Annotated in this window: 12 protein-coding genes; 7 read left to right on the top strand and 5 right to left on the bottom strand. The window is 67.3% G+C overall.

The annotated features are described in order from the left end of the window. The first annotated feature begins 177 nt into the window (after window positions 1-177). The 6 genes from ASD71_RS07250 (at window position 178) to ASD71_RS07225 (ending at window position 5,786) form a co-directional block, all read left to right on the top strand. Window positions 178-696: a Dps family protein gene (locus ASD71_RS07250; protein WP_056561519.1), complete on the top strand. Its 519-nt coding sequence runs from the start codon at window positions 178-180 to the stop codon at window positions 694-696. A gap of 64 nt (window positions 697-760) precedes the next feature. Further along, window positions 761-1,264, top strand: coding sequence for a redoxin domain-containing protein (locus tag ASD71_RS07245; RefSeq protein WP_056561517.1), 504 nt, complete (start codon window positions 761-763; stop codon window positions 1,262-1,264). Next, window positions 1,261-1,800, top strand: coding sequence for a DsbA family protein (locus ASD71_RS07240; protein ID WP_056561515.1), 540 nt, complete (start codon window positions 1,261-1,263; stop codon window positions 1,798-1,800). The genes ASD71_RS07245 and ASD71_RS07240 overlap by 4 nt, the downstream gene beginning before the upstream one ends. A gap of 141 nt (window positions 1,801-1,941) precedes the next feature. Then, a complete protein-coding gene (locus tag ASD71_RS07235) occupies window positions 1,942-3,507 on the top strand; it encodes a hypothetical protein (RefSeq protein WP_056561513.1) in 1,566 nt (521 codons plus the stop codon). A gap of 161 nt (window positions 3,508-3,668) precedes the next feature. Further along, the gene (locus ASD71_RS07230) at window positions 3,669-4,595 is read left to right on the top strand and encodes a sulfurtransferase (RefSeq protein WP_056561511.1); all 927 of its coding nucleotides are present in this window, start codon (window positions 3,669-3,671) and stop codon (window positions 4,593-4,595) included. A gap of 36 nt (window positions 4,596-4,631) precedes the next feature. After that, window positions 4,632-5,786: a YeeE/YedE family protein gene (locus ASD71_RS07225; RefSeq protein WP_056566541.1), complete on the top strand. Its 1,155-nt coding sequence runs from the start codon at window positions 4,632-4,634 to the stop codon at window positions 5,784-5,786. Here ASD71_RS07225 and ASD71_RS07220 read toward each other — a convergent pair. From ASD71_RS07220 to ASD71_RS07200, 5 genes are all read right to left on the bottom strand, one after another. Then, a complete protein-coding gene (locus tag ASD71_RS07220; protein ID WP_056566538.1) occupies window positions 5,779-6,267 on the bottom strand; it encodes a heme-binding protein in 489 nt (162 codons plus the stop codon). The genes ASD71_RS07225 and ASD71_RS07220 overlap by 8 nt on opposite strands. Before the next feature lie 116 nt (window positions 6,268-6,383). After that, window positions 6,384-6,998 carry a response regulator transcription factor gene (locus ASD71_RS07215; RefSeq protein WP_056561509.1) on the bottom strand — a complete coding sequence of 205 codons (615 nt, stop codon included), beginning with the start codon at window positions 6,996-6,998 and terminating at the stop codon, window positions 6,384-6,386. After that, entirely contained in the window at window positions 6,995-8,434 is a 1,440-nt protein-coding gene (locus tag ASD71_RS07210) for a sensor histidine kinase (protein ID WP_056561507.1), read from the bottom strand. The genes ASD71_RS07215 and ASD71_RS07210 overlap by 4 nt, the downstream gene beginning before the upstream one ends. 56 nt (window positions 8,435-8,490) lie before the next feature. Next, window positions 8,491-9,654, bottom strand: a complete 1,164-nt coding sequence (locus ASD71_RS07205; protein ID WP_056561505.1) for an HPP family protein — start codon at window positions 9,652-9,654, stop codon at window positions 8,491-8,493. Window positions 9,655-9,773: 119 nt separating this feature from the next. Then, window positions 9,774-10,226, bottom strand: coding sequence for a MarR family winged helix-turn-helix transcriptional regulator (locus ASD71_RS07200; protein WP_156395096.1), 453 nt, complete (start codon window positions 10,224-10,226; stop codon window positions 9,774-9,776). 84 nt (window positions 10,227-10,310) lie between these two features. On the opposite strand from ASD71_RS07200, the gene ASD71_RS07195 reads away from it, so the two are divergent. Continuing rightward, window positions 10,311-12,116, top strand: a complete 1,806-nt coding sequence (locus tag ASD71_RS07195; RefSeq protein WP_056561502.1) for a chloride channel protein — start codon at window positions 10,311-10,313, stop codon at window positions 12,114-12,116. Window positions 12,117-12,167: the final 51 nt, after the last annotated feature.

The raw sequence follows: 12,167 nt of genomic DNA, 5'->3' as shown, positions 1-12,167 counted from the left end.
CGCAATGAGACCCGCACATTATCAGCGATCTTTGGAAGAAGACACGCGTATTTCCTGGGTAAACCTTGGTATGACCCGAGAAAACGATCAGCCGATTTTGCTGGCGGATCGCCGTGGCTATTCTGGTTTCCATCGGGAATCAACGCCCGAATCGTGAAGCCAACCCGGAGAAATTCCATGAACGATCTTTCGCTTCAAACCCGCATCACCGCTCCCCTGCGCACGCCCACCGACCTGGGCGCCGAGGCCAGGGTCGACATCGCCGCGGCCCTCACGGGTCTGCTGGCCGACATGTTCGCGCTGTACCTGAAGACCAAGAACTTTCACTGGCATATGTCGGGTCCGCATTTTCGCGACTACCACCTGATGCTGGACGAGCAGGGCGACGAAATCTATGCCGCGACCGATGTCATCGCCGAGCGCGCCCGCAAGGTGGGCGGCACGACGCTGCGTTCGATCGGCCACATCCAGCGCCTGCAGCGTCTCTTGGACAACGACGCCGACTACGTGACGCCCGAAGACATGCTGGCCGAACTGGCCGACGACAACCGCCGCCTGACGGGCTTCCTGCGCGCCACCCACGCTGTGTGCGAGGAACACAATGACGTCGCCTCGACCAGCCTGATCGAAAACTGGATCGACGAGGCCGAGCGCCGCACCTGGTTCCTGTACGAATCGACCCGCGCCGCACGCTGAGCCGAACCCGGTCAATTGCTGTCCTGACCCCAGCGCCGCGCGCGGCGCGTCCAGGAGACGTTTCATGTCATACGACTATCCCGCGGCCGTCCTGCCTGCCGGCACGACCGCTCCGTCCTTCGCCTTGCCCGCCACGCCGGACCAGACGGTCGCGCTGGAAGAATTGCGCGGCCGGCCGCTGATCCTGGCGTTCTATCCCGCGGACTGGAGTCCTGTCTGTGGCGACCAGATGGCGCTTTACAACCAGATCCTTCCTGAGTTCCACAAGGCCGGCGCGCAGTTGGTCGGTATTTCGGTGGACGGGGTCTGGTGTCACGCCGCGTTCGCCGCGGACCGCAAGCTGCATTTCCCCCTGCTGGCGGACTTCGAGCCCAAGGGCGAGGTCGCCCGGCGCTACGGCGTGTACCGCGAACAGGAGGGCATCGCCGATCGGGCGCTGTTCGTCATCGACGCCGACGGCGTCATCCGGTGGAGCTATGTGTCGCCGCTGGGCATCAACCCGGGCGCCGACGGCATCCTGGACGCGCTCGACAAGCTGGCCCCCGCCTTGCAAGGAGTGCAATCATGAGCCGCCTTTTCATTCCCGTGAATGCACAGGACCACGCCGCAGGGCCGGACACCGCGCCCGTGACGCTGGTGGAGTATGGCGATTACGAGTGTCCGTATTGCGGCGAGGCCTATCCCGTGCTGAAGGCGGTGCAGCAGGCGCTGGGCGACCGGTTGCGCTTCGTGTTCCGCAACTTCCCCATTTCGGAACTGCATCCGGATGCGGTCGCGGCGGCGGAGTTTGCCGAGGCCGCCGCACAGGCAGGCAAGTTCTGGCAGGCGCACGACATGCTCTACGAGCGCCAGAACGCGTTGAAGGAGAGCGATCTGTTCGCCTACGGCGAGGAAATAGGCCTGTCGCCGCAAGTGCTGCAGCGTGCGTTCGGCGGGGCGTTCGATTCCAAGATCGAAGTGGACTTCAGCGGCGGCGTGCGCAGCGGCGTGAACGGCACGCCCACGCTCTTCATCAACGGCCTGCGGTATGACGGTCCGCGGGACGCGGACAGCCTCATCGATGCACTGACGCAAGCGGCGCGCGGCGCGGCGGTGCATGCGTGAACGGGTAGCGGCAGGCATCGTCCGGCCGCTACCCGTTCACGCCATGGGCTTAAGTCTGGCGATTTGCTGCCGTTACATTTCTCGAAGGAAACCCGGCCGGGGGGGCAGGCTTGCCCGCGGCCTCCAAGAGGAAGAGACGCCATGACATCCGTTGCCTCCATCGGCCCCGTGACCACGATCGGTCTGGCGCCGCCCGCCACCGGCGTGACCCGCGCCGGCGACAAGGCCGACAATGCGGCCGTGCCCGCATCCACGACGGTCACGCTCGGCCAGGGCACGTCCCCCGCGCTGACCTACACGTCGCAGCCTGCGGCAGCGGGCGTGGTCTGGGAGCGCCAGGCGGCGGACAAGGTGTCCTCCGTCATCGCCGACACGCTTTCCGCCCGCACGCTTGCCGGGCGTCTCGAAGGCGTGGCCGCGGCGCTGCTGGACAGGTTCCAGACCGACGGCGGTAATTATTCGCAGTCTGCAAGGATGTCGCCGGGCGCCGGGCAGATCGACGCCCTGGGCACGGTGCAGGCAGGATCGGCCGCGCAGGCCGAGGATGCCTACACGCTGCGCATCACGACGGCCAGCGGCGTGAAAGTCCAGGTCAGCCTGACCAACTCCGCGGATGGCATTGGGGTGCAGATCGACGTGGCCGAGGGCGAGCTGTCCGAGACCGAGCGCAAGGCCATCGCCGGTCTGTCCAAGGCGTTCCAGGACACGGTGGACGGCCTGGCATCGGTGCCGCCGCGCATGGCGTGGTCCAGCCTGGCCAAGTTCGATTCCGCGGTGCTGTCGTCGGTGTCGCTGCAAGCCACGACCACGACGGATGGCGTCGTCTCGCAGTCCATCGACTTTTCCGCGGACAGCAAGCAGCGGTCGCTGACCATCAAGAACGCCGACGGCGTGGTGAAGGTCGACGTCGACGTGAGCAAGGCCGCGCTCTTTGGCAACGCGCAGCAGCGCGCCGCGGCCGTCAGCGATTATCTGCAGCAGTTCGATGCCGCGCGCAGCCGGGGCCGAGGCGATGAGGCCTTGATGTCCTTGTTCAAGGACGCATTCGCTGAACTGCACCAAAGCTATGAAGCGGGCGCCGCCCCGTCCAGCCAGTCGCCGCGCATCGTGGCGGCCGGCTACACGTACCGCAGCCTGCTGTCGGGCGTGGCCGACTTCTCGGCCTCGATCTCGCAGACCATGGACGCGAGCAATCCGTACAAGACCAGCGAAGTCGACCAGTTCACCTATCAGGTCTCGCAGAACAGCAACGTCAGCGGCCGGCCGTTATTCGACCTGGCCGTCAAGCAGGAGCAGCGCGCCAATCTGACCGCCAGCTTCCATATCGCATTCACGCCGCAGCAGAAGCTGGAGCTGTCCAACGACAAGGACTCGCAGAACTACAAGTTCTTCCAGATCAAGGACGAGGTCATCAGTCAGACCGGTATCCGGTACGAACTGGGCGGGCTGGCGGAAGCGACCTTCACGCATACGCGGAATCTGTCGACGCGGGTGCAGGCGTACGTGAAGGGCGAGCTGATCGAAGACACCTTGACTCCCGTGATCGAAACCCGGACGCGCGACCTGTTGTCGCTGGTGCGCGCCGCGGAGCTGGAGCCTTCGGAGAGCGAGCGCCTGCAGCGCCGTGACCCGGCGGCCGCAGATGCGATGCTGCTGAGCAAGCACCTGGCCCTGTCCCGCGCGGTGGCGCGGGAGCGGCAGGACTGAGCGGTGAATCGGGCAAGGCCGGCTGTCTTGCCCGATGCATGACCTGACAATCACCTGAATCGGTAATCAGAATATAAAAACAATGTCGTTCCCGGCTGGGAAGCGACCCGATATCGTCCGGATTCCAAGGGCTCGTCAGCAGCCCATTTCAGGAGAATCCGATGTCCCTACGCACTCTGCTGGCCGGCGCCTTTGCCGCAGCGGCAACCCTGGCCGCGGCGCCAGCCGTTGCGCAGCACGCCAAGTATCTGGTCTCGACGGACTGGCTGGAAAAGAACCTCAATGACCCGAAGGTGCGGGTGGTGGAGGTCAGCGTCAATCCGGGCCTGTACGAACGCGGCCACATCCCGGGCGCGGCCAACGCCAGTTGGCACACCGACCTGGTCGACACCGTCAACCGCGACATCGCGCCGCCGCCGCAGTTCCAGGCGCTGCTGGCCCGCTCCGGCATCAACGCGGACACCACGACGATTCTGTACGGCGACAACAACAATTGGTTCGCCGCATGGGGCGCCTGGATATTCGACATCTATGGCGTCGACAACGTCAAGATCCTGGATGGCGGCCGCAAGAAGTGGGAGTCCGAAGGGCGGCCCCTGTCAAACAGCGTGAAGGTCCACGCGGCCGGCACGGTCAAGGTCAAGGAGGCGAACCCCGCGTTGCGCGCGCGTCTGCAGGACGTGCTGGCCGTCGCACGCAAGGAGAAGGACGGCGTGCTCGTCGACATCCGGTCGGCGGACGAATACAACGGCAAGATCTTCGCGCCTAATGGCGTGCCGGAGCTGGCCGTGCGCGCGGGCCACGTGCCGGGCGCGGTGAACGTCACCTGGAGCAAGCTGGTGGCCGAGGACGGCACGTTCAAGTCCGCGGACGAGCTCAAGGCGATCTATCAGGCGGCGGGCGTGGATGGCACCAAGCCCATCATCACGTATTGCCGCATCGGCGAGCGCTCCAGCCATTCGTGGTTTGCGCTGAGCAAGCTGCTGGGCTACGACGTGCGCAACTATGACGGATCCTGGACGGAATACGGCAACAGCGTCGGCTCGCCCATCAGCAATCCGGCGGGCACCGTGTGGGGCAAGACCTGAGTGAACGCCTTGCGCTTTGTATCGGCCGCCGCGGTGATGGCGGCCATTTTTCTGGCGGCATGGTTCGTATCGTCGCAGCCCGAGGGCGGACGCAGCCTGTCGCTTTCGCTCTTGCTGGGCGCGGCGTTCGGTGTCGTGCTGCAGCGGTCGCGCTTTTGCTTCTACTGCATCGCGCGGGACTTCATCGAACGCCGCGAGACCGCGGGCCTGTACGCGGTGCTGATCGCGCTAGGCACCGGCGTGCTGGGCTACGCGGCCGTGTTCGGCGCCTTCCTGCCCATCCCGTCGGCGGATCGCCTGCCGCCCGGCGCGCACATCGGGCCGGTCAGTCTGGCGCTGGTGGCGGGCGCGTTCGTCTTCGGCATCGGCATGCGGATCTCGGGGTCGTGCATCAGCGCGCATTTCTACCGGCTGGGCGAGGGTGCGCTCGCGTCGCCCTTCGCCTTGCTGGGCGCGGCGTTGGGATTTGTGCTGGGATTCGCGTCGTGGAATGCGCTGTATCTGTCGCTGATCCAGGGTGCGCCCGTGGTCTGGCTGCCTCGGCACCTGGGCTACGGGGGGAGTGTGCTGGTTCAGTGCGGCGCGCTGGTGGCGCTGGCATGGGGATTGAGCCGCGCGGGGCGGCGCGCGTCGTCGCCCGCGACATCCGCCCCGCAATTGGCCGTACCGCTTTGGCGCGCCGTGCTTCAGGACCGCTGGCCGCCGGCGGTGGGCGGTCTTCTGATCGGCTTCATCGGCGTTATCGCCTACTTGCGCATCGCGCCGCTGGGCGTCACGGCGGAACTGGGGAGCCTTGCCCGCACGGCCGCGGCGGCGTCGGGGTGGCTGCCGGACAGGCTTGAAGGGCTGGACACCTTTGCGGGCTGCGCCACCGTGGTCAAACGCGCGTTGCTGTCCAACAACGGCGTCTTCGTGATGGCATTGGTGGCGGGTGCGTGGGCAGCGGCATTGGCGGCGGGCGCTTTCCGGCCTCGCTTGCCATCCATGAAGGACATCGCCCGCAACTTCGCGGGCGGCATGCTGATGGGCTGGGGCGGCATGACGGCGCTGGGCTGCACCGTCGGGACGCTGTTGTCCGGCGTGATGGCCGGCGCGGCGTCGGGATGGGTGTTCGGCGCCGCCTGCCTGGCCGGCATCTGGGCGGGGCTGCGGGTGGCAAGGTCGCCCGCAGTTGCGCCCGTGCTTACTTGAACAGCGCGGCGTTCTCTTCCAGCACCGCGTCGGCGCATTGCGCGTCCAGGTTGCCGCCCGGTGCGCCGGCCACGCCGATGGCGCCGATCACGCTGTTGCCGGCCTTGACGGGCACGCCGCCGCCCAGCAGCAGGAAGCCCGGAATGTCGGTCAGGTTGGCCGCGCCGGGGTTCTTCTGCGCGTTTTCCATCATGGTCAGCGTGGGAGTCTTGGCCGAGACCGCGGTGAAGGCCTTGGCGCGGCTGGCTTCGATGGTGTGCGGGCCGGCGTTGTCGGCGCGCGCAAAGGCCTTGAGCAGACCGGCGCGGTCCACGACCGACGCGCTGACGTTGTAGCCCTTGGCCTGGCAGGCAGCGACGGTGGCCGTCGCGAGCTTTTGCGCATCGGCCATCGACAGGTTGTTCTCGCTCAACACGGCAGCGTTGGCGGCGCCGGCGAAAGCCAGCGTGGAGAGCAGGGCGGCAAGCGACAGTTTCTTCATGGTCTGCATCCTTTTCGGGGGTGTTGCGGTAGGAGCAGACAGTGTGGCCAAAAGGCCGCGGGCGCGGTATACGCCCGACTACGCGAGCGCCTCCGTAGCGTTACGGAGGCGACGCTTCAATCGAGCAGGGTCGCATACTGGCGGATGAGTTGCGCCAGCGACTCGGCTTCCAGCTTTGCAAAGACGTTGGCGCGGTAGGTCTCGACCGTGCGCGGCGACAGGTCGAACTCGCGCGCGATCTCCTTGTTGCTCATGCCGCGCACGATGCGCTCCAGCACCTCGTGCTCGCGACCCGACAGGCGCGCCAGGCGGTCCGCCGCCGCCTGTGTGACGGCAAGGCGCTCGCGGCTGGCGATGTGCGTGCGCACGGCCGCCTGGACGGCATCGAGAAAGACGTCGTCGTCGACCGGCTTTTGCAGGAACTCCATGGCGCCGCCTTTGAAGGCACGGCGGCACAGGTCTACGTTGGCGTGGCCGGTCAGCATGACCACGGGCAGGTCGGACCGTTCGGCCAGCTGGGCCAGCGCGTCCAGTCCGCTGATGCCCGGCATGCGGATATCCAGCACCACGCAACCGATCACCGGTTGCGCCAGCGCGGCAAGAAACGCCATCGGGTCCGCAAAGCCCGCGCTGCGCAGGCCGACGCTGCGCAGCAGCAGCCCAAGCCCGTCGCGGACCGCGTCGTCGTCGTCCACCAGGTAGACCAGCGGGGAATGATCGTTGGGATTCATGCGGCGGCTCCGGCCTGCGGCAGGCTGACGGTAAAGCATGCGCCAGCGGGGCTGAGGTTGCGCGCGGCAATGCGGCCATCCATCGAACCAGCGAGCGTATCGCACAGCGCCAAGCCCAGGCCCATGCCCTGGTCGCGGGTGGTGAAGAACGGGGCGAACAGGCGCGGCATTGCGTCCGCCGCAATGCCCGGGCCGGTGTCGCTGACGCTGAACTGGTAGCTGCCGTCGGCCGCGCGGCCTTCCAGTGCAATCTGGCGCGCACCCGAAGCGCCGTCCAGCGCGTCAGCCGCGTTCTGCACGAGGTTGTGCAGGATCTGTTCGAGGGCCACGCGATCGCCCAGGGGCCGCGCGCCGGGGCTGGCGTTGGTCCAGGTCAGGCGGATGCCCTGTCTGGCAAGCTCGGGCTCGCGCAAAAAGCGAAGCGACGCCACCAGCGCGTCGGGGTCGATGGCTTCGCGCCGCGCGGGCGAACTGGGCTGCACCAGCGCTCGCATGCGGCTGATGATGTCGGCCGCACGCTTGGCTTGCTCGGCGCTGGCAAGCAGCGCGTGGCGCACGACTGGACGCTCGTCCTCGTCATCCAACAGGCGTGCGGCGGCGCGGGTTTGCGCCAGGATGGCGGTCAGCGGCTGGTTGAGTTCGTGCGCGATGCCTGCAGCCATTTCGCCCAGTGTGCTCAGGCGCGCCATGGCCGCCAGACGCACCTGTTCCTGTTGCCGGCGCGCTTCCGCGCGCGAGCGTTGCCAGGCGGCGGCGCCAGCCATCAGCAGGCCGCTCGCCGCGGCCCAGGCCAGCCAGGCGGTCCATGGCCAGAATCCGGGGGTGAGCGTGCGGGTGCTGCGCATCTGAAACGGCTGGCTGGCCGCGCCCAGCGGCTTTTGCAGCGCCAGGGTCCAGCCGGGCAACGCGTCGTGGGGCTGTTTGTCGAGCAAAGGCAGCGGATTGCGGTCCACGGCCAGGGTCAGGTTGCCCAGGCCCGGCGGAAAGTCGGCGGCCGGCACGAGCTGGCGCGCGTCGATCAGCAGGCTCCACCCGGAAGGCGACACCAACCAGTAGCGCGCGTCGTCCACGGCGATGGTCACGGGGCGACCCAGTTGCCGCGCGCGCTCCACCGCTTGGGACAGGCCAGCGGGATCGGGCAGGCTGCCCGCCCAGACGCCGCCGGGCAGGTGGCCCAAGCCCAGCAACTGCGGCATCGCGGGCTGCAGGCTGGGAAAGAGGCGTTCGGGGGCGGGGGGATGCGACAACGCGGCCAGCGTGGCCAGGACGGCTTCATGCTGCACCGTCTTCTGGCTAAGCATGCGCTGGGCGATGCTGGTGCTCTGGAAGAAGCGCTCGTACTGGTCCACGTATTCCTGCCGCGCGATCCAGATTGCGCCCAGACAGAAAAGCACCAGCCAGCAGATGAAAGCGCGCGTGCGCGAGAGGGGATTCACGCCGGCAATTATGCCTTGCGGGTAACGCGCACCGGAATCCGTAGGGCTACGGAGGGTCAGGCGGCCAGCTTGTGTGGCCCGGCGCCGTCCGCTGGCTGCGAGTTGGCGGACACCGCCATCTGATACAACGCGGCCACCAGGTCCGACTGCGTCACCAGACCTTGCAAATGGCGCGCCTCGTCCAGCACCGGCACACAATGCAGGCTGTCCGACATCGGACGCGCCAGCTCGATCACGGGCAATCCGGGCGTGGCAAACGGCACTTCGCTGCGCATGCAATCGGCCACCAGCAGGTCCGGCGCCGATTCGGCATCCGTGGCAACCGGCGTCAGGCGGCTCTTCCTGGCCAGCACGTCGCCCTGGGCGATCATGCCGGCGTAGCGGCCCGCCGAATCCAGCACGGGCAGGGCCTGGACACGGTGCTTGTCGAACAGGCGGACCGCATAGTCCAGCGGATCCTTTTCCATTACCGTCACCACGTCGCGCGACATGATGTCGGCGCAGCGCACCTCGCCAAAGCGGCGCACGCTGGCGCGCAGCTCGGCAGCCAGCACGATCTCTTCCAGGTCTTCCTTGCTGATGTCCAGCAGCTCACCGCGCTGGGTCAGCGCCTCATCCAGGTCGGTGCGCGAAAAGCCCAGCCGCGCGCTGGGGACCAGATCGCGCGTGTTGTGGCCGGCGGCCGGCTCCGCATGGCGGCGGGGGTAGTTGCGTTTCAGCGCGCCGTTGAAGACCACGGCGATGCACAGCAGGATGACGGAGTTCAACGCCACGGGCCACATCGCAAAGGCATAACCCAGCTTGGCAACGGCAGGACCGCCCAGCACGGCGGTCAGCGCCACGGCGCCGCTGGGCGGGTGCAGGCAGCGCAGGGAGAACATCGCGCCAATCGCAAGCGCCACGGCGACGGCCGCGGCGATGCCGGGAACAGGAATGAATTGGGCGCAGAAGACGCCGATCAGCGCAGACACCAGGTTGCCGGCCATCAGCGACCAGGGCTGGGCGAGCGGGCTGGCCGGCGCGGCAAACAGCAGCACGGCCGATGCGCCCATTGGGGCGATGAACCACGGATTGTCCGCGCCCAGCGCGTGGCGTCCCACCCACTCGGTGCAGAACAGACCGAGCAGGGCGCCTACCGCACCGTAAAGTTTTTCGCGTCCATTGACGCCCACGGGCGCTGGCGCGAACGACCCCAGCCAGCGCTTGATTGACACACCCAAGACAGTCTCTCCTCGCGACGCATTGATATGTCGCGGGGCGACAATTTATCACGAGGCTTATTTCCTGGCGGCATGAGCTTATGCCGCGCAGACCAAATCTTGGATGAAAAGCCGGTGGGTCAGTCCTTGCCGGGCTCGGCGCCCATGCGCGTCAACAGCCGCGTCAATAGGGGGCGCATGGCGTGCAGTTCTTCGAGGTGCGAAGCGGACAGGTCTTCCAGCATGCGTTCGGCCTTGGCTGTCAGCACGACCTCGACGCGGCGTCCGTCTTCGGGGTCGGCTTCGCGGCTGACGAGATCCAATCGCGCCAGTCGACCCACCAGTTCGGCGGCGGTGTGCGGCCGGATCAGCAGGCGTTCGGCGATTTCGCCGACATAGAGTCCGCGCCGTCCGGGCGCGTTTTTGCGCGTGCCCTTGATGGCAAGTAGCGCCTGATGCTGCTGCGGCATCAGGTCCAGGCCCGCGGCTGCGCTTTCGCTGAACGCCGCGAATTTTCGCAGCGCATAGCGGAAATCCGCGAGCAGTTCGTAGTCGGCGGGGGACAGGCGAGTGGGAGTCGTGGAGGCGTTCACCGGGCGATTCTAATATATGTCGTGCTACGATATATATGACTTTTCGCAAACTTCGTGCGAATTCTTCCAACCCACTCCCTGACCATGCCCCCCATTTCCTCTTCCGCCAAGCCCGGACTGCGGCTTGGCGACTTCACTACCGACCGTCGCGTCGTCCTCTTGATGGGCCTCGCCATACCGGTCGGACTGGCTAGCGTGGCTGCCGCCTGGCTTCTGCTCCGCCTCATCGCACTGTGCACCAATCTGGCCTATCACGGCCTGTTTTCGTTTGCCGACCTGCCTATCACGACAGGGCGGCTCGGACTCGGCTCTGTGTTCATTCCGGTCGTCGGCTGCCTCATCATCGGCCTCATGGCGCGCTACGGTTCCGAGAAGATTCGTGGCCACGGCATCCCTGAAGCCATGGAAGCCATCCTGATCGGCAAGAGCCGCATCCAGCCGAAGGTGGCCGTGTTAAAGCCCGTGTCGTCGGCCGTGTCCATCGGCACCGGCGGCCCGTTCGGCGCCGAAGGGCCCATCATCATGACCGGCGGCGCGATCGGCTCGCTGTTGGCGCAGACCATCCACCTGGACGACGGCGAACGCAAGACGCTGCTCGTCGCCGGCGCGGCGGCCGGCATGACCGCGATCTTCGGCACGCCGCTGGCCGCGGTGCTGCTGGCGGTCGAGCTGCTGCTGTTCGAGTGGAAGCCGCGCAGCTTCCTGCCCGTGGCCGTGGCGGCGCTGGTGGCGGCCGCGACGCGCGCCTTCATCATGGAACCCGGCCCGATCTTTGCGTATGCCGGCACGCTGGCCTTCACGCCGTGGCATCTGGTGGCCTGCGCCGCCGTGGGGGTGCTGGCGGGCCTGGGGTCCGGTGTGCTGACCTCGCTGGTGTACGCGGCCGAAGACCTGTTCGAGAAGCTGCCCATCCACTGGATGTGGTGGCCGGCCATCGGCGGTCTGGTCATCGGTATTGGCGGGCTGATCGAGCCCGCGGCGCTCGGGGTGGGCTACGACAACATTCGACACATGCTGGCGGGCGATCTCGCCTTTCAGGCCGTGCTGGTGCTGCTGGTGGTCAAGGTCGCCATCTGGTCGATCGCGCTGGGCTCCGGCACCTCTGGCGGCGTGCTGGCTCCGCTGCTGATCTTCGGTGGCGCGCTGGGCGCACTGGCGTCTCCCGCGCTGCCGCAGGCCGATCCCGGCTTCTGGGCGTTGGTGGGCATGGCGGCGATGATGGGCGGCACCATGCGCGCGCCGCTGACGGCCACGTTGTTTGCCGTGGAGCTGACCGGCAACATGCACGCGCTGCTGCCAGTGCTGGCGGCCTGCGTCTTTGCCTACGGCGTGACGGTGCTATTGCTCAAGCGTTCGATTCTGACCGAGAAGATCGCGCGCCGGGGCCACCATATCAGCCGCGAATACCGCGTGGATCCCTTCGACCTGCTGCGCGTCGCAGACGTGATGACATCGCCCGTGCAGACGCTGCCGGACACGATGACGGTGGCGCACGCCGTCGCGCATTTCACCACCGCGCAGCCGGTCCATACGAGTTATCCGGTGCTGGACGGCGAGGGCATCGTGATCGGCGAGGTCACGCGCGCCGACACCTTGGCGTGGGCGCTGCAAGGCGAGCCTGACGAGCGGACGCTGGCGCAAGCGCTGGATGGGCGCGAGCTGGTGTACGGGCATGCCGACGAACTGGCCAGTCAGATCGCGGACCGGATGGCCTTGTCCGGGGCGGGGCGGGTGCCTATCGTCGATCGGGATAGCGGCCGGCTGCTGGGGATCGTGGGCCGCAAGGATTTGTTCAGGTCGCGCGCGCGCCGGTTGCGCGAGGAAAGCCAGCGGGCGGCGTTCTTCCGCCGGGCGCCGGCGGCGGCCGGGAGGCTGGGGAAGACGGGGTGATGATGCCCGGCGGGCTTTATTGGTCCGCCACGCCGGGCTGCCATGCCGGCC

Origin of the sequence: Achromobacter sp. Root565 (assembly GCF_001427425.1) — a bacterium.
Lineage (GTDB): Bacteria > Pseudomonadota > Gammaproteobacteria > Burkholderiales > Burkholderiaceae_B > Achromobacter > Achromobacter spanius_D.
This window is presented reverse-complemented; position numbering and strand designations above follow the sequence as displayed.